Below are 26,404 nucleotides of genomic sequence, written 5' to 3' on the forward strand. Positions count from 1 at the left end.
TCCTCACAGCAAACGGGCGCCGCCCGACCTGGATATCACTGAAAATTCCGGCTCTTTACCTTCAGCGTATCGATATGCAGATCCGGAATAAAGATATCTCTTGGCCTGACGGACGGCCTGCGATCCCGTGAATCCGGACTTCCAGGAGATCCGTGGGCGAACTCATCACCCCTGCCCGTCGGCAGCTTGAAGTCGAGATCGCGGTCAGCAAGCCCTGTCAGATCGTCGGAGAGATCGAATAGTTGCTGGGCGACAAGATGGACGACGTCACCTTCGCGCTGAATCCTGCCGTTGATCGCCATCATCGACGATCCCAGCACCACCCGACGCCGCTTCTCGAATAGCGACGGCCAGACGACGACATTGGCAGGGCCGGTTTCGTCTTCGATAGTGATGAACATGACGCCCTTTGCGCTGCCCGGCTTCTGGCGGACAAGAACAAGGCCGGCGGTCATCAGCCATTGACCGTCGCGGGCGCTCATGGCGTCTGAACAGGTGACGATGTTTCGCCTCGCGAGATCGGCCCTCAGGAAGGAGATCGGGTGGTCACGGAGTGTCAGGCCGACATGGCCGTAGTCCTGGATGACATTATGCCCTTCAGTCATTTGGCGCAGATGGACTTCCGGTTCCTGTTGTTCGGCTATCACCGTTGCCTCGCGCTCGGCTGCTGCGGCAAACAACGGCAAGGGCTCGTCGCGTAGCGCCTTAATCGCCCAGAGAGCGTCGCGACGTTCAAGCTCCATTGACGGCAGGAAGGCGTCCGCCTCGGCAAGTTGTTCAAGGGCTTCCGTTGGGACGTTTGAACGTCGCCACAAGTCATCAACACTTTCGAATACCCGGTTCATGCGGGCAGCAACAATGCGTGCCGCGTCGGCGACGGCCAACCCCTTGACCATTCGCATGCCAAGTCTGACCGCATGCCGGCCCGTATTGTTTTCGAGCTCCTCAAGCGTGCAGTCCCAGCGTGAGCGATTGATACAGACGGGCCTGACTTCCACGTTGTGATTTCGGGCGTCTCCGACGATTTGCGCAGGCGCGTAGAAGCCCATGGGCTGGGAGTTCAATAGCGCTGCACAGAAGATATCAGGGAAATGACACTTCACGTAGTTGGAAGCATAAGCGATCAGCGCGAACGACGCCGCGTGGCTTTCAGGGAAGCCATAGCTGCCGAAGCCTTCAAGCTGACTAAAGGTTTTCGCTGCGAATTCAGCTGAGTATCCGTTCTTGATCATGCCTGACACGAGCTTGTCCTTGAAGCGTGAGACGCCGCCCGTAAACTTGAAGGTCGCCATGGATTTTCGAAGCTGGTCGGCTTCGCCACCGGTGAAGCCGGCACAGACCATGGCGACCTTCATTGCCGACTCTTGAAACAGCGGGACGCCCAGCGTCTTGCCGAGGACGGCCTCCAGTTCCGGTGTCGGGTACTCGACCTTTTCCTTGCCTTCTCTCCTGCGGAGGTAAGGATGGACCATATCGCCCTGAATCGGGCCTGGCCGAACGATCGCTACCTGGACGACGAGGTCGTAGAAGGTCCTCGGCTTCATACGCGGCAACATCGCCATTTGCGCGCGGCTCTCAATCTGGAAAGTCCCAAGCGTATCCGCCTCGCGTATCATTGCGTAGGTCGCGGCGTCCTCCTGCGGTATAGAAGCAAGATCCAGGGGTTGGTGTTTATGGTCGCGAATGAGATCGAAGGCCTTCTGCATGCAGGTGAGCATGCCGAGCGCCAGGACGTCGACTTTCATGAACCTCAAGGCTTCAACGTCGTCCTTATCCCATTCGATAATCTGACGATCGGCCATGCTTGCCGGTTCTATGGGAACGAGCTCGTCCAGGCGATCATGGGTGAGGACGAAACCGCCCGGGTGCTGGCCAAGATGACGCGGCGCTCCCATCAACTGCTGGGCGAGCTTGAGGGTCAAAGCCAGCCGGCGGTCCGCGGGATTGAGGTTCAGCTCCCGGATATTGCGATCGGGCACTTCCTCTGACCATGACCACATGCCCGAGGACAACGCCTTGATGACGTCTTCCGGCAAGCCCAGCGCCTTGCCCACATCACGGATCGCGCCTTTGGCCCGGTAGCGCGTGACCGTTGAGCAGAGCGCCGCCTTTTCCTTGCCGTAGGTCTTGTAGATCCACTGGATGACTTGTTCACGCCGCTCATGCTCGAAGTCGACATCGATATCGGGTGGCTCGTCGCGCTCCTTGGATACGAAGCGTTCGAAGAGGAGATCGTTGGTTTCAGGATCGATGCTTGTGACCCCGAGGATGTAGCAGATCGCCGAATTGGCGGCCGATCCCCGGCCCTGACACAGGATGCCCTGGCTCCGCGCGAATTTGACGATGCTGAACACCGTCAGGAAGTACGGCGCATAGCGCATCTCCTTGACGAGATCGAGTTCATGTCGGACGGCTCTAAGAACCTTTTGGGGCAAACCTTCCGGATATCGTTGGGGGATGCACTCCCTGACATAATGCTCTAACGACTGCTGGGCATCCATGCCGGGAACAATGGCCTCCTGCGGGTACTGGTACGTGAGCTCTTCGAGTGAGAACCTGCAGCGCTCGGCAATCTCCGTGGTCCTGGCCAAAGCTTCCGCATAGCGCGGGAAGAGGCGCTCCATTTCGTGTGGCGGCTTAAGGTATCGGTCGGCATGGCGTTCACGCTCGAAACCGAGCTCGTCAATGGTCGTGTTGTTCCGTATACAGGTGACCACGTCCTGCAATTGACGCCGCCCCGGTTTGTGAAACAGCACATCGTTTGTGACGACAGTGCGAACACGGTGCTTGGCCGCCATGTTGGCAATCTCGTGGAGCCGCATCTGGTCGTTCGGCCGACGTCGCAAGGTGAGCGAAACATAGGCTCGGTCGCCGAAGATTTCGGACATCTTCCTAAGGTGGAGCGCGCAAAGCTCGTCCGGCAGATCAGGAACCAAAATGGCGATGAGGCCATCGCTGTAGAGAGCGAGGTCGTCAAGTTGCAGGATACAATTGTCCTTGCCTCCCCTACCCTTGCCGAACGTGATCAGCCGGGTCAGCCGAGAGTAGGCCGCCCTGTCGGTCGGATAGACGAGAATGGATATTGCCTCTTGCAGGTCAAGACGACAGCCGACCACCAGGCGAACACCCGTGGCCCGCGACGCCTCGAGCGCCCGGACGATGCCGGCCAGGGAGTTTCGATCGACAACGCCAAGCGCTTCGATGCCCAACTCCTTTGCCGTCGCAAACAATTCGTCGGCAGAAGAAGCGCCGCGCAGGAACGAGAAATGGGTGGTGACCTGGAGCTCGGCATATCTCATCCGAATATCCCATGCATGAACCATTTGCGATCTCCCGTCTCCGGATCGACACCGTCACCGCTGCGGAATATCCAATATCGCTCTCCCATCTCGTTCTCCACCACGTAGTAATCCCGCACGGCCTCAAGCTCGCTCTCGCAGGTCCACCATTCGCCGAAGACACGCTCGGGACCGTCTGCCTTGCGCACATTATGCTGACGTCCCCTCCAGGTGATGCTGCGCGGTGGATAATCCGGCATGAGGGAAAGCGCCTTGATCTCGTCAGGCTGGTGAAGCAGCCGTATCGGCCGTCGCCAGTGGCCGTCCCAGGTCCCTCGGATATCATCCCCAGCAGGCGCAATCCGTCTGACGCTGCGCTCCGGAACATCCGAGGCGACCGGAGCGATACGGTAAACGCGCTGACCGCGATTGCCCAGGATGTCGATCAAAGGCGCAATGTCTGCCGCCGCCTCCTCTACAAGCGACGACGTCTTCTGTTGCTCTTGGAGTGGTTCGGTCACGACCGCGATGAGCGTCAGCTTCTCGATACCGAAACCTGGCTCGATTTTCTCGGTGCGGTCCTTGAACAATTTCGTCAGCCAGGCCTCGTCGCGAGCGGGCTTGGCAGTTCCTGCCCTTATCGCCTGGAGGGTGCCGTCGGTCTTTTCGACGATCAGGTCTATTTTGCGAGCCCCCAGACCGCGACGTTGGAGCTCGCCGATCAGTTGCTGGATGAGCCGACCCGCATACTTGTTGATCGTTTCGGCGGCTGCGATGGGTTCAGCGAAAGCGCGTGATACGTCGATCCGGTCGGCTTCGCGGATTGGTTCGATCGGTTCGGAGATCCGGCCGAACATCTGGTCGAGGCGCCGGCCGACTTCCGGGCCGAACCGCAGCGCGAGCGGCGCTCTGGCCGTCGCCGACAACTCGCCGATGGTCCGGAACCCGAGCGTCCCGAGATCGGCGACGATCTTCGGGGCAAGCCTTAGCAATGCAACAGGAAGCCTCGCCACCGCATGGAACAGTTCACCGCGGCCAACGATGACCGTTTCACGCCTGATCGATCGAGCACAGGCATGAGCAGCGCCCCAGGTGTCGGCGATTGCCACCCGTGCGTTAAGACCCTTGGCTTTGAACTGGCTTGCGACACGGCTGAGCATTTTCTGCTCGCCGCCTTGCAGATGATCGGCACCCTCGGTGTTCATGACGATACCGTCGTTGCCATCCACGGCGACGACGGGCGAGTAGATGGAAAGCGCCCATAACGCAATCCGTTTGAGAGCTAACTGGTCGCCAACAGGGTCGGCATCCACCAACTTCAGGTCGCGAAAGATCGCCTGCGCTTTGGCAGCCGGCATTCCAGCGGTTACTCCGGCCCTGCGCGCCGCGTGATCGGCGGCAGACACCCAACGTCTGGAACCCGACTTCGCGATAACCGCGATAGCCTGATCAAGCGGAATAGAGGGATCGGCTCTCCGAATCCGATCGGTCGCCAGATCGGGGAAGAATATCGATACGACCCTTGTCATCGCAGGCTCCGATTTCAAACTCAGCACACTCGCCCGCACGCGATCTCATTAATTCCAACAACCACCTTGGCCTGCCGACGCCCTGAACCGGGAGATCAACGCTTGGCAGGACGCTGATCCTCCAGCGCGTCGTTGCCGCTGTTGGCTGACCAAAGTCGTTGGCTTCGATCTGTCGTCGCCACCGCCTTACGGCCAGGGCAATCGTACCCTTTCGTTCTGCAGCCAACTGAAGCCGCCTTGAGGCAGTCATGGGAAGTCGAACGAGTTCGCCTACTACCGCTCCGAGACCACCATAGGCCAGGCATTCCTCCATACTGGCAAGGACATCTTCCTCCTTGTCTCCTTCGACAAAGACAACCCGACCGGGATGCAGACCGGATTGTGCCAGAGCAGGCATGAACAGGTCCGGGCGGGTTAGGCACCATACCACCTGACCGGTGGTTCTAGCTGCGATACCAGCGGCGAACAAAGCTGCCGCCGCCCCGTCGACGGTCCCTGCCCCCCCACCCGCGAATTCATGCAGCGCGCCGCGCGCCAGACCACCGCCTGGCAAGGTCGCGTCGATCTCGGCTACACCGAACGGCAGCGAACCGGCACGTCTTGCGATCCCGCCTTCAAGGGCGGAAATGCGCTCTCGCAGGTCGGCGAGAACGTGCTCGCGGGCAACAGTCATCTGTCACGAATCCTTTCGAAATCGCGTTAAAACATCCGGCTTCATGCCGTGAAAAGTTGATTGTTCCCTTTTTGTTCCTTATCTTGACCGCCGTCAAGATCGCCGATTCCAGGAATCTATTCCTCAAACTGGGTGATGGAAAAGATAAGCGAGGTGAATCAATTCCATAGTGGAAGCTTTCAGCTTAAATGCCGTTATCGAAAAAATTCGCCGTCGGTGCCTTGCCTGTTGAAAACCATGCGGCTAGCTAGCTGCCGCGCGATGAGATGCCCTGCGCCTGGAGAAGAGATGGCCAGAAGACACCACAACCTGGCCGGTGGCGATGGCCCCAGGCTGAAGGACCTGCGTGACGCAGTTATCGTGCTGGAATGCAGGTTCTGTCATCGCAGCGATGGCTTCGAGCGAAAGAGTCTCGTCGCACAATTTGGCGCGGACGCATGTCTGGCAAAGCTGCGCCGTCGACTGGCGATGGGCTGCGAGCGAATGGTCGGTTCCGAAGGCGATCGCTGCCAGACACGGTTTGCAAATCTTGAGCCGTAGACCGCTGGAACATTCACCTTCGTTGCCCGTTGGCTCCCCTAGCAAACAACGGAGGAGCATTTCCATGACCAACGTCTATAACGAAGGCGCGCCGAGCTTCGCAAGCGGTCTAGCCAAGAGCACCCTGACTGCATTCTTCGACAGCCGCAGCGACGCCGAAACCGCCGTCGAAAAGTTGAGGTCTAAAGGCGTCGCAGACGTGCGGCTTATGCCGGGCTACGAAGCCGACGGCGAAGGAGCATCGTCTGCCGCGGAAAGTTCCGGCTTCTGGTCAAGGCTCGGGGACTGGTTCTTCCCGGACGAAGACCGCGACGTCTATGCCGAGGGGTTGCGCCGCGGCGGTTTTCTTGTCTCCGCTTCCGTCGATCAGTCGAATTACGACACGGCGCATGACATTCTCGACGACGCGGGGTCAATAGACCTCGATGAACGCGCCGACCTTTGGCGCACCGAAGGCTGGACGGCAGGCACTGGTTCCCAACAGGCAGCAGCGTCCAAGGAAGACGTCTCCCAGGCGGACGCGGCTGCAGGAAGCGCATCAGGACCTGGCCGTTACACGCGAAGCACCCAAGCGACATCACCGCGAGTGCGGGGATACGACCTGACAGAACTGTCCCGCGACATGGTCGACGACGTCATCCCGACGGGTCATCAGCGCGACGTCTCCGAAGGGGATCGACCTGCCGGAGATCGGCCATCGCAGGATCAGCCTATTGACGACGTCCGGCAAAGCCAGATGCTTCCAGGCAGCCGCTGATCGACCGGCAATCACGGAAGCCGCGTGTGATGCGCGGTTTCACCATGGTTGCCGGAATGAACCGCTTGCATTTGTCCGGAGCAAGGATGACCAACGACCAGCAATTGAAGACGATCGCCTGGTTCGGCTCGCTGCCGCCAGTACTGCCGACGGAGATGGTCGGCCTTTGGCAGGGCGAAGGCATTTCTTCCGGTCATCCCCTCGACGGCGTGCTCGAAAATCTGCAATGGTTCGGCAAAAGGTTTCATGCGGATTTTAGAGCCGACGCCCTCCTGTTCCAGTGGCAGACAGGCCGGCTTATTGCCCTGGAGCCGTCTTTTTTGCCTATCAAACTTGCCCTGCGCTTGGCGGCCGTCGGCCGGACATCTATCGCCCGGAACTGGTTTTCGTACGTGCAAAAGGCATGCCGCGCGCGGGGCACGACGGCGATGGTCGAACTGCGGAAACTCGATGGCGCGCAGACAGCGGCTATGGTCTACGACAGCCAGCCGATCGCCGACTACTTCAAACGGATCTGTGACGACCAGATCGCTGGAATGATGGCCGTCGAGGGCGACGCGCGCCGATACTTCTTCCGTCTCTGGCGCGTGGAGCCCCGAATTATCAGCGGCGGTGACCACAGTAACGGTAGCCCGCGAAACGACTGAGCGCCTTTGTGTGGCTGCAGCACGAGCCTGGCGCCGGACGCTCGCTCCTGCCATGACCGCCCAACCGCTCCTTGCCCGCATCATCCGAAAAGACAGCTGCCATATGGCCTAAGACCGTGAAATGATGCCTGGCGAACCGGAGGATGACGATGCTGGCGTTGACGATCTGCCTGCCGATTGCTTTTGCGATCGTGCTTCTCGCTGCTGTTGTTTTGCGGCTCATTCCAGCTGGGGGAGAGGTCGAGGGCAGACGCGCCAGCAGCGATCCCCGTCGCATCGAAAAAAGTGGTTTGAAAGATAGTGATGTGCAGCGCTCTTGAACGCTGTGGCAGCATCAGGGCGACCTGATGACGGCAAGGCAGGGTCCGCGGAGCCGCCCGATCTCAAGTTCCTCGCTCTGCTCATGCTGCAGGAGAGATCTCCTTCATCATATCGCCGTCGATTGCAGCAAGATGCAGATATTTCAGGGCGAGGAAATTTTTCAAGATTGCGCCGTTGCCTGTCCCGCGTCTGATCGCAGGAGACCCAAGGTGCCCCAACCGGAACGCCGCTCGATCCTGCTTTACCAGCTATTGCAAACGACTTCGAAGACGAACGGCGCCGCTAAGCGTTCGAGGCCGGACAGACGATTGCAAGGACCACCACCAATCTGTATGTCGTAACCGCCTTTCGGATACTGGGATGATGGGGGAGTTCCATGACGCTCCAAAATGATGACGACAGCGTCTACGAGGCGAGGGCGCGGGAAGCAGCGCGACGTATCGTACGCGATGAAGCGGTTCAGTTTGCGGCGTCTGCGGTTAACGGAGACGAGGCTGGCCTGGAAAACAACGCGCATGCTCTCGAGCAGGCAATCATCGCCGCAATCATGGAAGGCGTCGGGAGGCGCTAGGTTTTTTGCAACTTCGCACTAAGCCTTCAGTCTGAGGCGACGGACGGGCTGGAGCGCATCGAATGTTGCCGATCTGAGGCAGGAGCACCAGAATAACGACCATCGGCTGAGGTTGCCAGCACAGCATCTTTCGTCGCAGGAAGTGGAGCCCGATTGAGACAGGGCGAACACCGTGGAGCGTCTTTGACAAGCGATGGCTGCAACGAGGCACACAAGAAAAGCCCCGGCATTGACCGGGGCTGAAGTGAGGTGCCGACTGAGGAACGTGCCAGCGCAGCTATAATGCACGGTGGCGTTGCGGGTTCCACGATTGATGCCGATTGTCATCTTTCGTACAAAGTCGGAATGCCCTTTACGCCGTTGATTGAGGGCTGGCATGATCGACGTCGACGATTCGGGGCGCCCAATGAAAATTCTACACGCTGCAATAATGGCGACACTTGCTGCGGGCACACCGGCGCTTGCAGATGATGGTGTTTTTGACGAGTTACGATTCGGCGCATCTGCGTCTATCCAGGGCGGTGGCGAACATGAAGACGGAATTTTTCCCGAATTTACGCTGTTCTTCGACCCCTTTGGCCATGATCAATCGACGGGTCTGCAAAAGCTTGCTCGCCCTCGAATCCATCTGGGAACCTCCATCGGGACGTCAGGATCTGCAAGTCAGGTCTTCACCGGCTTTTCGTGGACAGCCGATTTTTCTGATAAACTGTTTGCAGAGGCGGGCTTCGGCGGCGTCATCCATACAGGTGACCTCGACAGCAACGACAACGGCCCAGCCCTTGGTTGCCGCCTGCTCTTCCATGAATACATAGGCGCGGGCTTCCGGTTCGACAGTCACTGGAATGTAATAGCACAGGTCGCCCATTCTTCTCACGCCAATCTCTGTGATGGCCCCAACAACGGAATGACACGCGCGGGGCTTCAGCTTGGCTACAAGTTCTGAGGCCCTTGTGACCGCGCATAAGCAGCGATAGCAAAGCAGCTCTTTGAAAAGCTTCGTGGTGACAGAGCAACTCGCTGGACGGCAGGACCTGGCCGCCCTTCTTCGCCTGCGTGTTTCCAAGATCGTAGCCTCATAGCGCAACCCATCAATAAGCTTAGTGGCCGACAGGCACCCCTGGGTACGCTGGCTAGGATTGAACCGAGACCAACTGCCTCAGTGCGTCGTGACGCCCCGAGCCGGTTTGGCGCCGCCAGACACCACAGGCTGCGATGACGCAGCGCTTGCTGATGACTTTTCCTTTTTAATCTTCCCGGTCGTCGCCTTTTTGGCATCTGGCGAAGAGGTCGTCATTTTCGTGGCCCGAGCAGGCTTGAGGGTGCTGGGCTGCGCGTTCTCTGCAATTTCCTGGAAGGCCTGCATCCAATGCTTCAGATCGTCCCCGTGCGGACGACCTTCACGCTCCCATATCTGATAGGCGCGCTGGCGAATCTGGTCTTCGTGCGTAGACATCGTTTAGTCCCCGTTTTGGTGTGCTGAGCCGTAAGATGGGCCCAATCGAACGAATGGCAATAGCCGGTTCCAGATGGCTATAACCAGGAGATCACATGCCGTCAGACATGAGGCTATCGCTCGGGCCGATGTGACTGCGGCCGGCGACGCGCGGCATATTCGAATATGGCGGCGCAAAGCAATGCTGCCGTTGCTGCGATATTCAGAAAATAAAGCGGGACCAGCAGTGCAACGATACTGATTGCCAAGAGGCCAGCGAGACCAGCAAGGTGAGAAAAGGGAAACCGCTCGGCGGCTGCGAGCTTCAGCCAGATGTTCCCGCACAGAAAGAGCACGGGGCCCCCGATGATCGCGCAGGCACTTTTCCAGTCCCCCTGTTCCTCTGGATGCGAAAGCGCAAAGTCTTCGCCAACTGCTGTCAGGATTATGCCCGCGACGATCGGAAGGTGTCCGTAAGTGAACAAACTATGCGCGACCGCCTCAGGCTCGTTGGTTTCCTCCGCCTTCTCTGCCGCCTCCTCCTGGCCGCGGTGGAAGTAAATCCACCACATAGCGACGGTGCTTAGGAATGCGCCGCAGAAAACCATGAACGTCAGATCTGGCCCCATATGCTCGACGGCATTGCGACCCGTGGTCAAGATCGTCTCTCCGAGACAAATGATGACAAAGAGTGCGCAGCGCTCAGCCAGATGTTCTCCGTTGAGGTTCAAGGTCTCTTTGTCGGCTCTGCCAAGCCCCGGAAAAGGAAAGCGCAGGAGCGGCACGCCATATTCGATCGCAAGGGCCAAGCCCCAGACTGCCAGACGCCACTCTGTGGATGCAAATGCGCCAGCCACCCAGAGCGTGCCGGCTATACAGGCCCAGAACGTGATCCGACCGAAGGTCGAGGCGGATTTCGGATCGTGACTGCCAAACGCAACCCAGGCAAACAGCGATCGCCCGACCTGCATCAAGGCGTAGATGGCAGCAAAGGGCAGCGCATGATCGCCAAAGGCTTCGGGAAGCGCGATCGCCATTAGGATGGCTGCGAACATCAGGGCAAAAAGGAGATAGCGGACAGGCTCACTATCGGTGTTGAGGAGATTGGTCACCCAGGTCGTGTTGATCCAGAGCCACCAGATCGCCAAGATGAGCAGCAGGGCCTCACCAACAGCGGTGGACGTAAAATCCTCTGCAAGCGTATGAGAAAGCTGGATCAGGCCGAAGACAAAGACGAGATCAAAAAAAAGCTCCGGAAAGCTGGCTTTCGACTTTTTCGCCTCCCTGTCACGCAGCCAGCGCATCGGTTGCTTCTTCTTGCTCATCGGCACTCCATTGCTCATGGGTCTGCATAGCCGGCCGCGCGGACTGACAGGTCGCCGGCAGCAGGATCGGCGGAGAAAATCAGCGCCCCCTCGCCCGACGAGTTTGCCGGGACATAGTCGAGCGTCGTTTCGGCCGTCTCTGTTATTCCATCAGGCCGGCGCCATTCGCCACGCACGAGCACGGCCGCAGCTGTGGTATCGGCGATGTTTGTGATTTTGAACCGCACCTGTCCCTTGGGGGTAGCGTCAGTGGGCGCAAGTCGGGAGACCACAAAGTCCGGTGGGGATCCAGAGTTCGTTGCCGCTTCATAGCCAACGATGGCGATAAGAATTACAACGAGAAGGCTGCTGGCAACGCCGAGCGCCCATTCAACCGGGTGCGGTTTCGCTGATGGTGTTTTCTTTCGTGCCACTTTTCGTCGTCCTACAAAATCAGGCGTGCGGCCGCTGCACCGATGGAGCACGGAAGCCCAAGGACCACCACGGCCGGGAGAATCGCCGATGCAGATGTTCCGCTGAAGCGTTCGAATATCCAGAGGCAAAAGGCGCTGACCAACAGCGCGATGACATATCCCGGCAATGTGAACCGAACCACGATGTGCCAGGCGGGCACCTTGTCGCCGATCTCATGGCCCCCCTTGAACGAGACAGCGTAGACAAAACCATGCATGACCGCCAGTGAGATGACAATGACGCAAAGAACATGCCATGGGCTCATTTTGAAGGACAGGAGGATCATTTCCTCGGTCGGAGCGACATTCAGGCCGAGAAACAAGGCCCCGAGCGCCATCAAGAACATCTCGCCGCTATAGTCGGCGGGGCCTTCCTGCACCGGATCACCTTCATCGCCTTTGGCACTCTCGTCGCCATTGAGCTGACTTCGGCCCAACAGAGCGCCGATACTGGCTGGTACCGCCTGGAGGGCGATCTTTCCGACAATCTCATAGACAGGCTGGCCAGCCTTAAGCACGCCGACAGCGAGAAGGATCGCCACCGACGACACGATACCAATGGCAAAAGCGATCGCTGCATCACGGCTTGCATCGCGCCACGTCGACGTCTGTTCGAACCCGACGCGGTCCGAAAGGAGGATAAGAAGCGGGACGTTCACAATCAGAAGGAGCAGCAGACGCCAGCGATCCATGTAGAAACCCAGTTCCCACATCTCCATGGTCATGAACATCGGCAGAGCAAAGATCAATGCCCCGGCAAAACCTCGTCCAAGGCCTGCGGTAAACGCCTTGCCATCCCATTCACCGCTTGTTTGCGCTTCCGTCTTCGCTACCGCCATTTTCCTAGAGGTAGGAGGCCAATCGATTTTGGCGAGGAGCAAACCTTAACTCTTCGCATGGATTGACTGCAGGATTGTCATCGCCCTCGCTCCAATTCGCAAGACGCAACCGACGAGCTCAGCGATCTGATCCAAGTCTTGGCCGTCGTCTCGGCCCGGATCTGGGCCACCCCTCGGTCGAACCGTGCCCGACGCTCTTCAGAGATAGCTTCGATGCCCCGTGACACCGCGTCTCTTGAGCCTCGACTCGGCCGCACTGTACAGGCGAGTGAGAGGCCATGCGCGCATTCCGATGGTGAGAAATAAACACTGCCCTGTAGAGGGTCCCGCCTATGGTAATTGAACCAGACAATGTTGTTCTCTGGGACATCGGTGGATGTCCGCAGAGCATTGCACCCAATACTCAGTCACGCTGAACCCTAGATCGCCGAAGTTCGGTTCATTGGAAAAGCTCGGGGCATCTGAAGCATCTTCAGCGCTGGCCCAAATCACAGATAGTGCGATCTACCCGGGAAGGCACGGCCTGCATCAAGATCGAAACTCGTCGTTTGCTTCCCCTCTCACCACGCGTGCCCGCTCTTCGTCCAACCGATCAAGCCAGCTAAGACACAATTGGGTTCCTTCCTCTTTCATTGTGTCACTTGCAAAAAGGCCGTTGTGCCCACCCGGTTGCCTGCCTAAAGTGAATACGTCTGGACCGACATATTCCGAGGAAGAAATGGCAACAGGAACAGTGAAGTTTTTTAACCAGGACAAGGGCTTCGGCTTCATCACCCCGGACGCTGGCGGACCGGATGTCTTTGTCCATGTCAGCGGGCTCAGCGGTCAGGGATCGATCAAGGATGGCGACAAAGTCACTTACGACGTCGGCCAGGACCGTAAGACCGGCAAATCCAAGGCCGAAAATGTCAGACTGGGCTGACTGCTCCTGCCCCGGCCGCGCAGGTGGCCGGGGATCGACGGCTGCATCGTAAGCGGCCCTCGTTCGGCGAAAGGTAGATGGCATCCCAGCCCGTAGACAATTTCTTCGATCGGAGCGCCGTATGGCGGAACCGCCGACCTTCGCGGTCGTTAGATTAACGCGAAAACGGAGGTTCCTACATCATGTCGAACGTCTCGAGGACCGGCAATACCGAAGAGATCAACACCGCGACCAGCCAGGTCGAGTTTGGAAGCTCTGTCGAGAGCAAGGCTCAGATCGAGGACGCGACCGCTGCCGGCGCCGATCTGAGCGCGGAACCTCTTTCCATCTATCGCCTGGAGCCGATTGCGGGTCCAGGCGATCCGAGATGGGCGAACGCACCGGGTCATGGTGTGGTTGTTGTGGCAGCGCGCACCTCCGGTGACGCGCGGATCGTCGCCGCCAGCCGCGAACTTGATTACATGGAGATCGATTCTGCGCCTGCAGAAGACGTCACGACAGCAAATGCCAGCTCCTTCCGCGACGATAAGCTCTACACCGTGATTGAGATCGCTCACGGCCGCACCGACGTGAAGCGCGGTGTTCTGGACGGCCAGATCAGCGTCGACACCATTCGACCAACGCAACGCGACTGATTACGAGGATGGTTTTTACGGCCTGCATTGTCGTTGAACGGCAGGCCCCGCATGCGCCACTCGTCGCGCAAGACCCTCTCAAGATCATCGAGCGCGAACTCATCGAAATTTACCCATAACTGCACCTGCGGCGGCATCGGCGAGGGCGTCGACTGCAGGGTCCAGATGCAAATTTCCGTTCATAGCGCCGCAGCGGAAACAGGATCGACGAGCGCGCACGCGTTTTCATCTCTTCGTCCCGCTGGCTGTACAGCGGCAGGGGCAATCGAGCTGCTATCAGCCTGCTCCTGCGCTTCGACGAAACGTGAGACATCGCCCAGGCGGCGCTCCTTCTTGCTTGCCTTGCTATCGGTTTCTAACATCACTGCTCCTTCGCATAACGAACGCCAGTTTCCTTGCGGAACGTCGCTAAAGATTCTGAAGATCCGGCCCAGGGTCGAAACGACGCTATTCGCACGCTCCGCGGCGATCTTGAGGCCGTGTCGATCGCCCAGCTTAACCATGAAGCTTAGCCGGACTGACCAGAGGTCTTTCCGAGGCTGTCGGCGACGAAGGCACCGCGCACTCCCATTGGAAGCGGAGCGCCAGTTGTCGTGTCTCTCGCCGTCTGATGTTCGAGCTCGGCATTAAGCTCGGCGCCAACGATCAGAATCGTGACAGAAAGCCAGGTCCAGACCAGCAGGCCGATTAGCGCGCCAAGCGCCCCGTATGTCGCCTTGTAGTCTGCGAACCGGTCGAGATAGAGGGAAAAGCAGAGCGACATTGCCACGCAGGCGATCGTCGTCATCGCAGCACCCCAGGTCATCCAGCGCACCTTGGCGGGTTCACGGCTTGGGCCAAAGCGGTAAAGGGCCATGATGCCGCAAAAGAAGATCGCAAGCAGAACCGGCCAGCGTATCATCAGCACGATCTCTTCGGGCACCTCCCCCAGCCACACGTAGGAGAGGACGATCGGCAATCCCGCGACTAACCCGATCATTGCAATGACCACGATCGTAGCGCCAAGCGTAAACGCGAGGCCGGTCAGGTTGCGCCACAAGAAGGTCCGTTTTTCGTCTTCCTCATAGGCGACGTTCATCGCATCAAAAAGCGCTAACGTTCCATTGTGGGCGCTCCACAAAGCGATCGCGAAGCCCGCAAAGAAGGCAATGCCGAGCGATCCGTTCGGCTTTTTCGAAAGCTCCTGGATCTGGTCTGCGACAATGTCGAAGGCACCTGGCGGGAGAAGAACGGCGAGCTCCCGGATATGTTGGGCCATCGTCGCTCGATCCGCCGCAAGCCCGTAAAGTGCGACGACCGCGCCAAGGGCGGGAAAGAGTGCCAAAAACAGATAAAAAGTGACGCCGGCGGCGATCAGACTAACCCTGTCCCTCAAGACTTCTTCGTAGACGCGCCAGAAAACATCGACTAATCCCCGGGCGGGTATCGCCTCAGGCCGTTCGGCATCCCTTCCATGAGGATCTTCGGTCGCGATATTGCGACAGGGATCACCCCGGCTGCTGAGGCGAACTACGAGCCGCGTCGCGGCTAAGGCCATCATCGCGCCGGCGAGAGGGACAAGATATCGTTTGATCGACAGGCCCAAGTTGATCGGCTCCGTATTCTTTCGCGAAGGAACGCTTGCTGGTCTTCAGCGCAACTTTACGAACGTTAGCCCGGCGCTGCCTCGCCACTTTTTTGAAGCTTGGCGAGGCCAATCTCCAATACCTGATCCATCTCGCGTTTCAGCGGACCGTCCGTTGTGTCGTATCGATCGATTCCCGGCGATGACATAACAACGAGATGCTGCAAGGGCGTTATTCGCTCATCGACGACAGCTGCTATCCCGGCGGACCAGGCTTCAGAAAAGAGTTCCGGTGTCCATTGATCACTACTCATCCAGGCCTCCAGGCGACGGGCGGGTTCCTTGTCTCCTCACAAACATTTGTAAAGCCAATCGGTTCCGGCTGGCGTTGCCGAACCCGCAAAGAGTGGACCTCCGGCAAAACATTCAATGCTGTGCAAACGGAAAAAGGCCGGAGATGATCCGGCCTCCCTGTCGTCAGTTACAATCTGTCAGTTGTTGTTTTCGCCGCAGGCCTGATCCTGTGGCGTCGCATCACCCTTGCCGGCCTGGGTCTGGAGAGCGCCCTTGGCGTTCGAGCCGTCCTTACACTTGGTCTGTTCGGTCGTGCTGTTGGTCATCGTCGAGTCTGTGCCCATCGGCTTCATGGTCTTGGTGCCGGAAGAATCGCTGCTTCCAGCGCCGCCGCCGGCATCCTCGTTGGCGTTCTTATCGGTTGCCATGTGATTGGGAACCGGGTTGGACTGCGCGTAGGATACAGACGTTGCCATAGCGAGTGCGACGACGGATGCCGCAATAAGTTTGATACGCATTGGGAATTTCCTCCGTGGGAGTTTTCTGAGTTGGTAACCATTGCCAAACCTACGCAACGATGCCTGGTTCCACCGGCAGCAACAATAAATTCCCAAGTCCTACGGCAGTTGCCTCACTTCCGCCTTGTACTGGTTATCGTCAGAAGTTCTATCGCCGGCTCAGGCTGAGCAAGCGAAACCAAAGGTGTCATGACGCGTTGGTGATCCTTGCTTGGCGAGATCGAAATTGGCTGCCGGGTGGCTTAATCGCGGCCGGCCGTCAGCGATGAGCGGACATGATCTGCGAGCACAGTGTCGGTTGCGAGATGACGCTGAAAATCAGCCTCCTCCATCCGGCCCGACTGATAGGCGTTCAGCACTTCCTGCTGATCAACGGTCAGGGTTGTCAGCCCATCCCGCTCCGGAGGCAGAACGCCCAATTCGGTCAACAAACCATTGAGGCCGTCGCCTTTTTGTTTTGCCATGAGATCCGTCTCCTTTTGAGCGTGGCCGGCTGGCCCCGCCTCGAACGAGTGACTTTTAGCTGTCGCAGACTTGCCAAATGCGAGGTCATCGTCATGATCGTCCTCATCGAGCAGTTCCTGCATCGTTTCGTGATCATCATCGCCGAAGAGCTCGTCCTCCGCCTGCAGCCAATGTCGCTGGTCGGCACCGTCCGGACGCCCCTCGTCCTCCCATATTTCGAAGGCGCGCCGGCGGATTATTTCCTGTCTGTCGACACCCATGACCGCCTCGACCTACATTTGTACCTTGGCATTCTCGCCCATATCCGGCTTGGCGCTGGATACAGCAGCGGCAGCCATCTTGATGTAGCTGACGATGGTGCCTGGACTATCCCAATATTCGGCGAAGTTCGGCGTTACCTTGAGGATGCGGATCGAGGGATCTTCGGGACTATCCCACCATGCCTTGGCGGGGGTTGCCCAGAGATCCCGGATCTTCTCCCGGTCGTTCTGGACCTCCGCGATGCCCGATATCGAGACGTATTTCTGCCCCTTGCTGTCTGCGAAGGCGAGGCAGACGGCCGGGTTACGCTCGATTTCGTCATCCTTGTGGCTGTCGACATCGGTAAGGAAGTAGAAGGCGTTGTCGACCCTTTCGGCATATGCCGACATCGGACGGGCGCGTAGATCGCTTCCCGACTTTGTGGTCAGCATGCAGAAGCCAATTTTCTCTGAAAGGTCCCATACCTTGTGCAGTTCGTCATGATCCGTCATTTAAAAGTCTCCTGACTGTTTTCATTGAATAAAGTGCGGGGGCAGACTATGCCGCCTGCGTCCGAACATGACCTCATTGAACCTTCTCGGTGCCCGACGGTGTGGTGACCTGTGTCGGACCGCCGCCGTTGCCGCTCGGCGAGGGCGAACGATCTGTCTGCTTCGGCGGGGGCGCGCTGCCATCGGCGGCATTATTGTCGAAGGTCCCTTCTCCTGAGGGCTGGGCATTGATGGGGTCATTCGCAGTTGCGGCCGTCGAGGTTTTGTCAGTGTCTATGCTCTCGCCCCACATATCGACACCTACCCAGACGATCATGGCAAGGACCAGGCCACCGATAAGGACCAGGAACACCGGCCTGCCCCATCGGCCCTGCCTTGCCTCAGTCGCCGTTTCGGTCACTCTTTCACTGCTGCGGTGGTTGTTATTCATAGTCTTTCCTTTCGCGGTCGCTTGACGCGGGTAGCAGGCGCGGATCCGAGATCACGAGTTACAAATATGACGCGCCATAAAAGTTCCATGCGAACCGACGCGTCTCAATCCTCAGTGAGGAGAAATGTCTTGATCGCGGCAGCCAGATCTCTTGGATTTTCTTCTGCGACATGATGCCCACTGTCGACCCCGAAGCCGCTGACGTCGCTGGCCCAGTTGCGCCATATCGCGACGGGATCGGTGTAGATTTGTTGCAGGTCGTCGCGAAGTGACCAAAGACAAAGCATTGGGCAGGAAACCTTGCGGCCCGCCTCCCGGTCCTGCTTGTCATGGATATGATCGACGCGGATCCCGGCTCGATAATCCTCGATCATCCCGTGGATTACGGCTGGGTCATGGATGGCCTCACGAATGTCGGCATAGGCCTCAGCCCCCATTACGTCGGGCGACAGCTTGTCGTACCAGGCTTCGGGATCTGCGGAGATGACCCGCTCGGGCTTTCCGGGCTGGGCGAAGAAGAACCAGTGATACCAGTCGCGGGCGAACCGCCAATCGGCGCGTTCGAGATGTTCGAGCACAGGCAGGCCATCGATGATCACGAGCTTTCGCACAATGTCGGGACACATCATGGCCAGCCGGAACGCCGTCAGGCTCCCTCTGTCATGCCCGGCGAGAAAGAAGGACGGAAGACCAAGCTTATCCATCAGCTGGCGAAGCGATCTAGCCTTTTCCATCTTTGACGAATGGATCGAATCGGGCGCGTCCTGCGGTATGTAGGATTTGCCGAAACCAGGCAGATCGGGACAGACGACGGTGAAAAACGGCGCGAGGATTTCGGCGACGGTGCCCCATGTCATGTGCGTGCGGGGATGGCCGTGCAACAGAAGCAAGGGCGGCCCGCTTCCACCAATTCTGAGGCGGATGGCACCGGCATCGACATCTACCGTTTTAAGTTCGAAATTGGAAAACGGCATATCGTCAGCGTTCGCTGATTGACGGCAGATGGAGCTCGACTTCCCGACGTTTTTCTTCATCGAGAGGAGCAACATGCTCCTGCCAGAACCTTTCCGCCTCGGGAGTATCCTCATCCCATGCCCGCGTACTGACGATGTTATCGTCAACCTTGGCGAGCCTGCGGCCGCCGAGCCGGCGGTACTCCTCTGCAAGCTGTTTCGATTGGGTCATCATGGCTGTGCTCCTTTCCTTGCGAAAACACCGAGAAATGATCCAGGTTCCGGCGGACCTGCCATTTTCAGCGTGTTTCGCATCGTCGGAACATTCGGGAGCCTGTGATACTTATAGGATCTCAGTCACGCCCAGGAGGACATCATGCCGTCAATGACACTTGAGGACCTGTCCTCGCACTTGAGGAAAATTGACTTTTGCATGCTCTGCACCAACGCCGGCGCCGGCAGGATTGCCACCCGGCCGATGAGTAACAATGGCGACGTCGAGTATGACGGGGACTCGTGGTTTTTCTCCTACGAAGACACCCACAAGGTCAGCGAGATCGAGGGGATAAATGACGTTTTGCTGACCTTCACCGCTCCCCCAAGCCTGCTGGGCAAACCGGGGATCTTCATCGCGGTTGAGGGAGGCGCTTCCGTCATCCGCGACAAGGCGATGTTCGAGGATCACTGGTCCTCCGGTCTAGAGCGTTGGTTTCCGGAAGGGACCGAGACGCCAGGCCTGGTTCTCATAAAGGTTTCGGCTGCATCTATCCGTTATTGGGACGGTGAAGAAAACGGCGATGTCGTACTGTCTTCCAAGCCGTAGCAACGGCTCGGGATAAGAACTAGCCACACTTCGGGAGGACAGTCAGGTTTCGCCCGCCGCCGTTCGATAGCGAGCTTTTGGCGGCCGAATAGTGGAGAACGGCACAGCTTAGAGCGGGGTTGAAACGAAGCACATCGTTTTGGGAGGTGAGGCCGCCGAGAGGGGATCCTGACATGGACCTCACGGACGACTGAGCCGTAACATGTCAACGGTTGCAGCTATGTCCACCGGCTCTGAACGGTCCAGCTTGCGACAAGAAAATTGCTTCGGCGTTGATCACCGATGCATTGGGACATGACCTCGTCCGGACGGTGATGTTGCGTCCGCGACTGAGGGAGTAGGGCCGCTATCGCCTGGAGTGAGATTTCTTTCTTGTACGGCGGGAACAATGGTAGCGCTGACACGTTATGTCTAGCCGCCGGGCGAAGTGACGCGGATCTAACGAGACCCCGGCTTTTTCGATGCAACCCGGCGGTCCTTGCTCTCTGTTTTCAGCACGCCCAATTTCCCCGATGACTGACGTCGTCGGGGATTTTTATTAGTCGTCTAGGTCATCCGCTGGTTTCGCGAGCGTGCGAGGCTGAGCGTCATAACGAACCTGGTCGCAGTGGATGCAGGTGCCAATCAGCGACAGATTCCCGCCCGAGACGAGCGAACGGGCTTGCCAGATTGTGGATCGATCATATTTCTTGAAAAAAACCAATTGATATCTGGGACCCATAACGTTGCCTGACACTATTTCAACCGGAAATGCAGGCCTTGACATCATTCTCAAAGGCGGCCTGTCGCCACGACGACTTTATCTCCTGGAAGGCGCACCTGGCTCCGGCAAAACGACGCTGGCCTTGCAATTTCTTCGCGAAGGGGTGCGGCGCGGCGAAAAGGCCCTTTACATAACCCTGTCAGAAACGGCTGAAGAGCTTGCGGCCGTTGCTGCATCTCATGGATGGGACAGTGGCGAGTTCGACGTGTTCGAGTTCGACTCCGCTGCCGAAATTTTTGGTGAGGGCCGTGACCAGTCGATCCTACACCCCTGGGAGATGGAGCTCGGCGAGACGATCAGGCTCATCCAAGAAGAGGTGGAGCGGGTTAAGCCTAAGCGCGTCGTGTTCGATAGCTTGTCGGAAATGCGCCTGCTCGCACAGGATCCGCTACGGTATCGCCGGCAAGTGCTCGCTCTCAAGCAGTTCTTCTCGGGACGCGACACAACGGTGATCCTAGTTGATGACATGACCGGCAAAGCCGATGGCCGCGACGCTCATCTGCATAGTCTCTGCCATGGCGTTATAACCCTTGAGCGGCTGACGCTCGACTTCGGCGCCGCGCGGCGGCGACTGCAGGTCCAGAAGCTTCGCGGCATTGATTTCATCGCCGGCTATCACGATTTCACGATCAGGACAGGCGGGCTGCAGATCTATCCAAGACTGATTGCGGCTACTCACCACGGTGAATTTGCCGACGAGGTCACGCCGAGCGGAGTGCAGGGGCTCGACAACCTGCTTGACGGCGGACCTCTTCGCGGCACGAGCACGCTTCTGACCGGCCCCGCTGGCAGCGGCAAGACGACGATCGCGCTGCAATATCTGCATGCGGCCTGCGAGCGGGGTGAACCCTCCACCGTCTATGAGTTCGACGAGCGGATAGGGACATTGATGGCTCGCGCCAAAGCCTTCGGTTTCGATCTGGAGAAGCATATTGCGAATGGCACGCTTTGCGTCGAACAGATCGACCCCGCGGAGATTTCGCCCGGTGAATTTGCATTTCGGGTGCGACGTGAGGTCGAGGAGCGCAAGGCCCGGATGATCGTCATCGACAGCCTGAACGGATATGTCGCTGCCATGCCTCAGGAGCAGCATCTCATCCTGCAGATGCATGAGCTCCTGTCCTACCTCAGTCAGAAAGGCGTTGTGACGCTGCTGATCGATCCTCAAACCGGTCTCGTCGGCGCGATGACGACGAGCCTCAACATATCCTATATTGCAGATGCAGTCGTCTTACTGCGGTTTTTCGAAGCCGAGGGGCGGGTGCGCAAGGCAGTCTCGGTACTCAAGAACCGTGGAGGCGCGCACGAGGATACGATCCGTGAATTGAGGGTCGATGCGGGCGGGATCCGCGTGGGCGAACCCCTGTCCCAGTTCAGGGGCATTCTGACCGGTACGCCCGAGTATCTTGGTATACGGGATCCCTTGATGGAAGATCGAGATCGTGAGCGATAGGTCAGAGACGTCCGAAGGCCGGCGTATCCTGATCTGCGCGCCCTTCGGCAGGGATGCGGATGCGGTCTCATCGATCCTGACGCATAAAGGCTACGAGGCGGTCATCTGCCGCGATCTCGAAGATGTCGCAGGCATGATGAGCGAACAGATCGGCGCGATCCTGCTGACGGAAGAAGCGCTGGCAAGAAATGCCGACACCTTGAAGTCAGCGCTTCAGGCTCAACCCTCCTGGTCTGACGTGCCATTCGTTCTTTTGGCCGCGCCTCGCGCGGCGCGCATGCCCAGCGAACGCTCGTCGCAACTGGCGCTCTTCGATTTGTCGAGCAACAGCGTTGTGCTCGAACGGCCACTCGGAAGCGCCTCTCTTTTCAGTGCGATCGCATCGGCGATGCGGCTGAGGCAGAAACAGTTCCAGATGCGCGATCGCCTGAGGGACCTCGATGAGAGCGAGACGCGGTTACGTCTAGCAACGAGTGCGGCGGGAATCGGGACCTGGGATTATAACCCTGCGACGGGGCCTTGCGTTGGGACGAGCGCTGCAGGGCGATGTTTGGATTGACGTCTGATCGGCAAATTTCCTACGAGGGCACCTTTCTCGCTGGACTTCACCCACAGGACAAGGAGCGCGCCGACAACGCCGTCAAAGCTGCCTTGGAGCCCACAGGGCGCGGCGAATTCGAAGTCGAATACCGCACCATCGGCATTGACGACGGCAAGGAGCGTTGGATCGCTGCAAAGGGAGGCGCAATATTTTCTGGTGCGAGCGCGGTGCGCTTCATCGGAACCGTGATCGATATTACTGAAAGAAAGCGAACGGAAAGCGCTCTTGCGGCATCGGAGGCGGCGCTGCGTGTGGAGCGTGAGGCGCTCGACACCCTGAACCGAACGCTTGAACAGCGGGTTGCCGAGCGCACAGCCGCTCTGGAAAACGAAATGGCGGCTCGCAATCTTGCCGAGGAAGCCCTCCGCCAGTCCCAGAAAATGGAAGCGGTCGGTCAACTGACCGGCGGGATCGCACATGATTTCAACAATATGCTCACCGGTATCATTGGGGGCATCAATATCGCAAAACGCCGCATCGCAAGCGGACGGCTCGAAGACGTCGACAGATTCATGGACGCCGCCGTGGATTCGGCAAATAGGGCGGCAGCTCTGATCGCACGGCTGTTGGCCTTTTCTCGCCGCCAGACGCTGGACTCCAAACCAGTCGAGATCGCGCCGCAGTTGGAAGCAACCAGGGAACTCCTGGAAAGGACATTGCCGGAGAACATACGCGTAGAGATCGACGTCGAGGCCGGGACCGGGGCAGCCTTGGCCGATGTTAACCAGTTGGAAAGCGCATTGCTCAATCTCGCAGTCAACGCGCGCGACGCTATGCCAGACGGCGGTCGATTGAGAGTTGCCGCCAGGCGCTGTGTTGTCGAGGCCTGCGAGCGGAGTTTAGACTTGAAGCCGGGCACCTATGTATTGCTAGCCGTTAGCGATACCGGTATCGGCATGCCGGCCGATGTTGTGAACAAGGTGTTCGAACCGTTCTTCACGACAAAGCCGGTCGGCCAGGGCACCGGCCTCGGCCTCGGCCTGTCGATGATTTACCGTTTTGTTCGTCAATCCGGTGGCCAGGTCCGCATTGATAGCAGGCCGGGACAAGGGACAACGATCGAGCTCTATCTCCCGGCGGCTGACGGGCCAAGCGATGATAAAGGACCGATGGTTCCAGAAGCGGCGCCGGAGGGACGGGGGCAGAGCGTCCTTGTGGTCGAAGATGACGACGCAGTGCGCCTCCTGATCTGCGACGTGCTCGGTGAACTGTCCTATCTCGCCTTCGAGGCGGCCAACGCGGAAGCCGCCATCGGTATTCTGGCCTCTGAAAAAAAGGTCGACCTCATGGTTTCGGATGTCGGCCTTCCTGGGATGAACGGCCGACAGTTGGCGGAAATTGCCCGGCAATATCGGCCGGATCTTCCTATCTTGTTCGTGACAGGCTATGCCGAAAACGCTGCCACAAAGGCAAGTTTTCTTGGGCCCAACATGGCGGTGATCGGCAAGCCTTTCGCCGTCGATGATCTTGCCGGAAAGATCAATGAGATGATGCTGGCCAACAATCCCGGCCGATAGTTTGATCGGCAGAACAGACTAAAGCTCCAAGGACCGCCGCTGTGCGTGCTGCAGCTCCTGCGTGAGCGCGAGTGGACCGCACCTTCGACAGCAGTTCGAGCATGGGGTCGGACCACGCCTCACGGAAATCCCTGCAAGCGGATGGAACCGCGAGCGCTTCCCTCTGTTCTAATCAGAAAGGAGCCTATCATGATCTACGTCGCCTCCCCGCGTTTCAGTCAGGACCCGGCTGCCCGTGCGGCAAACCTCAAGGAATGTCTTGAGACGGCAAGCAAACATCTTGATGAGACATCTCGATCGTCATCTGCGGAGAAAATGGTCGAACTGATCGAATCGGCAGTGCGGGCGGGATGGGAGGAAAATGAGGTCCGTGCCGCGCTATCGGCATCGCCTCAGCCCGGCGCCGAAGCTGCGGACACGCCCTCACCGAACGTGGTGATGTCGTCGTCGATGTAAGTCTGCCCCTATCGGCGGCAATTCAAATGCCTGTGCGGCCGTTCGCGCGCAGCAGGGCGAACACCAACCCACTCGGCCTGAGCCGGAACCCGATCGATGAAGGGTCGGCCGCCCGAGACAACTGCCCTTGCCATCCTTGCTCAGCGGATCGATCATATTTAAGGGCATTGTAAGCGACCGCCGCTGATCGACCGCAATGCCTTTCCCCTGCCCTCGCCTCGACGGAGATACGAGGTATCGTGCGGCAAATTCGGCGATCGCGGCCTTTATAGGAAGCGTCGCCCGGTGTCCTTCTCATTTTTCATTAATCCGGAGAAAGCTTCGGCCTGCAGCAGAGGCCTAGGGATCGTCGACCGAACCGGCCGCTTCGCCAACGGCCTCATCATAGGGTGTTCCCAAATGGCGCCAAGCCTTCTAGGGTGCGGCAGGGGTAGTTGACGGAACCAGAATTGTGACACAGGCACTAGCAAGACTTCAAACGGGCGTTCCCGGCCTAGACGCCGTCCTCGGCGGAGGGCTCGTCATCGGCGCATCATACATCCTGCAAGGCCACCCTGGCGCAGGAAAGACGATCTTCGCCAATCAGATCGCCTTCAAGACAGCCGAGAAGGGCAGCAAGGCGCTCTACGTCACGCTCCTTGCAGAGACGCACGAGCGGCTCTTTCAGGCGCTTGGCACTCTTGAGTTTTTCGACAGTTCACGTCTCGGTATCGACGTCACCTATGTCAGCGTGTTCCAGACCCTGCGTGATGAGGGTCTGTCGGCGGTCGTAAAGCTGATCCGGCAGGAGATCGCCCGTCAGGGCGCCACCCTGCTGGTGTTCGACGGGCTCCTGAATGCGCGTGATCGGGCCGATACGCAGCTTGACGTCAAAACCTTTGTCGCCGAGGTTCAGAGCCAGGCCGCCTTCGTCGGTTGCACGGTTTTATTCCTGACCAGCAGCCGGATCGCCGAAGAAAGCCCGGAGCATACGATGGTCGATGGGGTGATCGATCTTCATAACGAGTTGAGCGGTGTGCGCGCTGTTCGCCGCCTCCAGGTCAAGAAGTCCAGAGGAACCGCAGCACTTGGCGGGCACCATCAGTTCGAGATCACGTCTGATGGCGTGGCGGTATTCCCCCGAGTTGAGGCGCTTCTCGCTCATACGAGCGTGCCTGATCATGCGCCGACTGGATCAGTTTCGTCCGGGACGGGCGGTTTCGACGCATTGGTCGGAGGCGGCTTGCCCGAAGGTTCGGTATCACTCGTCTTCGGACCGTCAGGAAGCGGAAAAACCTCGCTCGGGATCAATTTCCTGTCGCTTGCGACGCAAGAGCAGCCGGCGCTTCATTTCGGCTTCTATGAGACGCCTGCCCGCCTGCGCGGCAAGGCAGCCGCGCTGGGTGTCGATTTCGAAGGGCTGATCAAAAATGGCGCTCTCGAAATGATCTGGAATCCGATGACCGAAAATCTCTTGGACAAGCTCGGACATCGTCTTCTCGACGCCGTGCGTGAGCGCGGCGTGAAAAGGCTGCTGATCGACGGCCTTGGCGGTTTCGAGCGTGGGGCGGTTTATCAACCGCGTATGGTCGAATTTTTCGCAGCTCTGACGAACGAACTGCGTGCGCTCAACGTTACTACAATCACGACCTGGGAACTGCGAGATCTCTTCGGACCCACGGTGACGGCGCCAGGATCGGAGATCTCCAGTCTCCTGGATAATCTGGTAATGCTGCGCCATGTAGAGATCGGATCGCGTTACAAGCGCACTGTTTCGGTCCTGAAGGTCCGTGACCGGGCGTTTGAACCGATCATCCATGAGATCGGATTCGGGCCGGGTGGGATGGAGGTTCGAGCGGCACTTGAACCGGTCGCGGGGGCCGCTACCGGATTGGCGCAGGGGTCGGCTTGA

At 58.7% G+C, this 26,404-nt stretch carries 29 protein-coding genes and 1 pseudogene; 14 read left to right on the forward strand and 16 right to left on the reverse strand.

Annotation, left to right across the window (positions count from 1 at the left end):
• Positions 1-35: 35 nt before the first annotated feature.
• Genes ABIE40_RS27220 through ABIE40_RS27230 form a run of 3 tightly spaced genes read right to left on the reverse strand, consistent with a single transcriptional unit; the run spans position 36 to position 5,480 of the window.
• Complete coding sequence (locus ABIE40_RS27220) at positions 36-3,299, reverse strand: error-prone DNA polymerase (protein WP_199629981.1); 3,264 nt, start codon at positions 3,297-3,299, stop codon at positions 36-38.
• Complete coding sequence (locus ABIE40_RS27225) at positions 3,296-4,807, reverse strand: Y-family DNA polymerase (RefSeq protein WP_199629982.1); 1,512 nt, start codon at positions 4,805-4,807, stop codon at positions 3,296-3,298. The genes ABIE40_RS27220 and ABIE40_RS27225 overlap by 4 nt, the downstream gene beginning before the upstream one ends.
• Complete coding sequence (locus ABIE40_RS27230; protein WP_148194866.1) at positions 4,728-5,480, reverse strand: ImuA family protein; 753 nt, start codon at positions 5,478-5,480, stop codon at positions 4,728-4,730. The genes ABIE40_RS27225 and ABIE40_RS27230 overlap by 80 nt, the downstream gene beginning before the upstream one ends.
• A 288-nt stretch (positions 5,481-5,768) precedes the next feature.
• On the opposite strand from ABIE40_RS27230, the gene ABIE40_RS27235 reads away from it, so the two are divergent.
• The 6 genes from ABIE40_RS27235 to ABIE40_RS27260 all read left to right on the forward strand — a co-directional run bounded on the left by ABIE40_RS27235 (position 5,769) and on the right by ABIE40_RS27260 (position 9,262).
• Entirely contained in the window at positions 5,769-6,020 is a 252-nt protein-coding gene (locus tag ABIE40_RS27235; protein WP_112720391.1) for a hypothetical protein, read from the forward strand.
• Positions 6,021-6,084: 64 nt separating this feature from the next.
• Positions 6,085-6,777: a hypothetical protein gene (locus ABIE40_RS27240; protein ID WP_199629983.1), complete on the forward strand. Its 693-nt coding sequence runs from the start codon at positions 6,085-6,087 to the stop codon at positions 6,775-6,777.
• Between the two features lie 29 nt (positions 6,778-6,806).
• On the forward strand, positions 6,807-7,424 hold the full coding sequence (locus tag ABIE40_RS27245; protein ID WP_502944830.1) for a GXWXG domain-containing protein: 618 nt from the start codon (positions 6,807-6,809) through the stop codon (positions 7,422-7,424).
• A 149-nt stretch (positions 7,425-7,573) separates the two neighbouring features.
• Complete coding sequence (locus tag ABIE40_RS27250; protein ID WP_199629984.1) at positions 7,574-7,744, forward strand: hypothetical protein; 171 nt, start codon at positions 7,574-7,576, stop codon at positions 7,742-7,744.
• A gap of 377 nt (positions 7,745-8,121) precedes the next feature.
• The gene (locus tag ABIE40_RS27255) at positions 8,122-8,316 is read left to right on the forward strand and encodes a hypothetical protein (RefSeq protein ID WP_199629985.1); all 195 of its coding nucleotides are present in this window, start codon (positions 8,122-8,124) and stop codon (positions 8,314-8,316) included.
• A 430-nt stretch (positions 8,317-8,746) separates the two neighbouring features.
• Entirely contained in the window at positions 8,747-9,262 is a 516-nt protein-coding gene (locus ABIE40_RS27260; protein WP_502944840.1) for an acyloxyacyl hydrolase, read from the forward strand.
• A 213-nt stretch (positions 9,263-9,475) separates the two neighbouring features.
• Here ABIE40_RS27260 and ABIE40_RS27265 read toward each other — a convergent pair whose 3' ends face one another.
• From ABIE40_RS27265 to ABIE40_RS27280, 4 genes are all read right to left on the reverse strand, one after another.
• A complete protein-coding gene (locus tag ABIE40_RS27265) occupies positions 9,476-9,772 on the reverse strand; it encodes a DUF2934 domain-containing protein (protein WP_148194869.1) in 297 nt (98 codons plus the stop codon).
• Positions 9,773-9,885: 113 nt separating this feature from the next.
• Positions 9,886-11,076: a low temperature requirement protein A gene (locus ABIE40_RS27270; RefSeq protein ID WP_354541175.1), complete on the reverse strand. Its 1,191-nt coding sequence runs from the start codon at positions 11,074-11,076 to the stop codon at positions 9,886-9,888.
• Between the two features lie 14 nt (positions 11,077-11,090).
• The gene (locus ABIE40_RS27275) at positions 11,091-11,489 is read right to left on the reverse strand and encodes a hypothetical protein (protein ID WP_148194870.1); all 399 of its coding nucleotides are present in this window, start codon (positions 11,487-11,489) and stop codon (positions 11,091-11,093) included.
• Positions 11,490-11,500: 11 nt separating this feature from the next.
• The gene (locus tag ABIE40_RS27280; protein WP_148194871.1) at positions 11,501-12,367 is read right to left on the reverse strand and encodes a TIGR02587 family membrane protein; all 867 of its coding nucleotides are present in this window, start codon (positions 12,365-12,367) and stop codon (positions 11,501-11,503) included.
• A 718-nt stretch (positions 12,368-13,085) separates the two neighbouring features.
• On the opposite strand from ABIE40_RS27280, the gene ABIE40_RS27285 reads away from it, so the two are divergent.
• Together ABIE40_RS27285 and ABIE40_RS27290 are read left to right on the forward strand one after the other, a co-directional pair.
• Positions 13,086-13,289, forward strand: a complete 204-nt coding sequence (locus ABIE40_RS27285; protein ID WP_130284340.1) for a cold-shock protein — start codon at positions 13,086-13,088, stop codon at positions 13,287-13,289.
• Between the two features lie 182 nt (positions 13,290-13,471).
• Positions 13,472-13,924: a hypothetical protein gene (locus tag ABIE40_RS27290; RefSeq protein WP_130284342.1), complete on the forward strand. Its 453-nt coding sequence runs from the start codon at positions 13,472-13,474 to the stop codon at positions 13,922-13,924.
• 179 nt (positions 13,925-14,103) lie between these two features.
• Here the strand turns inward: ABIE40_RS27290 and ABIE40_RS27295 are convergent, their stop codons facing one another.
• From ABIE40_RS27295 to ABIE40_RS27335, 9 genes and pseudogenes are all read right to left on the reverse strand, one after another.
• Entirely contained in the window at positions 14,104-14,427 is a 324-nt protein-coding gene (locus ABIE40_RS27295) for a hypothetical protein (protein ID WP_354541176.1), read from the reverse strand.
• Between the two features lie 5 nt (positions 14,428-14,432).
• Complete coding sequence (locus ABIE40_RS27300) at positions 14,433-15,464, reverse strand: YihY/virulence factor BrkB family protein (RefSeq protein ID WP_210341278.1); 1,032 nt, start codon at positions 15,462-15,464, stop codon at positions 14,433-14,435.
• Positions 15,465-15,574: 110 nt separating this feature from the next.
• On the reverse strand, positions 15,575-15,802 hold the full coding sequence (locus tag ABIE40_RS27305) for a hypothetical protein (protein ID WP_199629987.1): 228 nt from the start codon (positions 15,800-15,802) through the stop codon (positions 15,575-15,577).
• Between the two features lie 177 nt (positions 15,803-15,979).
• Positions 15,980-16,300 carry a hypothetical protein gene (locus tag ABIE40_RS27310; protein ID WP_112720381.1) on the reverse strand — a complete coding sequence of 107 codons (321 nt, stop codon included), beginning with the start codon at positions 16,298-16,300 and terminating at the stop codon, positions 15,980-15,982.
• Positions 16,301-16,851: 551 nt separating this feature from the next.
• A pseudogene (locus tag ABIE40_RS27315) lies at positions 16,852-17,025 on the reverse strand (DUF2934 domain-containing protein); the annotation flags it as partial.
• Positions 17,026-17,037: 12 nt separating this feature from the next.
• On the reverse strand, positions 17,038-17,517 hold the full coding sequence (locus tag ABIE40_RS27320; protein ID WP_130284352.1) for a pyridoxamine 5'-phosphate oxidase family protein: 480 nt from the start codon (positions 17,515-17,517) through the stop codon (positions 17,038-17,040).
• 73 nt (positions 17,518-17,590) lie between these two features.
• Positions 17,591-17,947 (reverse strand): hypothetical protein, encoded by a 357-nt coding sequence (locus ABIE40_RS27325; RefSeq protein ID WP_130284354.1) that lies wholly within the window; start codon positions 17,945-17,947, stop codon positions 17,591-17,593.
• 104 nt (positions 17,948-18,051) lie between these two features.
• The gene (locus tag ABIE40_RS27330) at positions 18,052-18,921 is read right to left on the reverse strand and encodes an alpha/beta fold hydrolase (RefSeq protein ID WP_130284356.1); all 870 of its coding nucleotides are present in this window, start codon (positions 18,919-18,921) and stop codon (positions 18,052-18,054) included.
• A 4-nt stretch (positions 18,922-18,925) separates the two neighbouring features.
• Positions 18,926-19,135: a hypothetical protein gene (locus tag ABIE40_RS27335; protein ID WP_112720376.1), complete on the reverse strand. Its 210-nt coding sequence runs from the start codon at positions 19,133-19,135 to the stop codon at positions 18,926-18,928.
• Between the two features lie 141 nt (positions 19,136-19,276).
• On the opposite strand from ABIE40_RS27335, the gene ABIE40_RS27340 reads away from it, so the two are divergent.
• The 6 genes from ABIE40_RS27340 to ABIE40_RS27365 all read left to right on the forward strand — a co-directional run bounded on the left by ABIE40_RS27340 (position 19,277) and on the right by ABIE40_RS27365 (position 26,404).
• On the forward strand, positions 19,277-19,723 hold the full coding sequence (locus ABIE40_RS27340) for a pyridoxamine 5'-phosphate oxidase family protein (RefSeq protein WP_199629989.1): 447 nt from the start codon (positions 19,277-19,279) through the stop codon (positions 19,721-19,723).
• A 725-nt stretch (positions 19,724-20,448) separates the two neighbouring features.
• Positions 20,449-21,939, forward strand: a complete 1,491-nt coding sequence (locus ABIE40_RS27345) for an ATPase domain-containing protein (RefSeq protein WP_148194876.1) — start codon at positions 20,449-20,451, stop codon at positions 21,937-21,939.
• Positions 21,929-22,498, forward strand: coding sequence for a hypothetical protein (locus ABIE40_RS27350; RefSeq protein ID WP_354541177.1), 570 nt, complete (start codon positions 21,929-21,931; stop codon positions 22,496-22,498). The genes ABIE40_RS27345 and ABIE40_RS27350 overlap by 11 nt, the downstream gene beginning before the upstream one ends.
• Positions 22,486-24,057 (forward strand): ATP-binding protein, encoded by a 1,572-nt coding sequence (locus ABIE40_RS27355; protein ID WP_354541178.1) that lies wholly within the window; start codon positions 22,486-22,488, stop codon positions 24,055-24,057. The genes ABIE40_RS27350 and ABIE40_RS27355 overlap by 13 nt, the downstream gene beginning before the upstream one ends.
• 189 nt (positions 24,058-24,246) lie before the next feature.
• A complete protein-coding gene (locus ABIE40_RS27360; RefSeq protein WP_148194878.1) occupies positions 24,247-24,513 on the forward strand; it encodes a hypothetical protein in 267 nt (88 codons plus the stop codon).
• 451 nt (positions 24,514-24,964) lie between these two features.
• Positions 24,965-26,404, forward strand: a complete 1,440-nt coding sequence (locus ABIE40_RS27365) for a DUF7125 family protein (RefSeq protein WP_199629990.1) — start codon at positions 24,965-24,967, stop codon at positions 26,402-26,404.

The sequence above is a fragment of the Rhizobium sp. OAE497 genome (assembly GCF_040546565.1).
Lineage (GTDB): Bacteria > Pseudomonadota > Alphaproteobacteria > Rhizobiales > Rhizobiaceae > Rhizobium.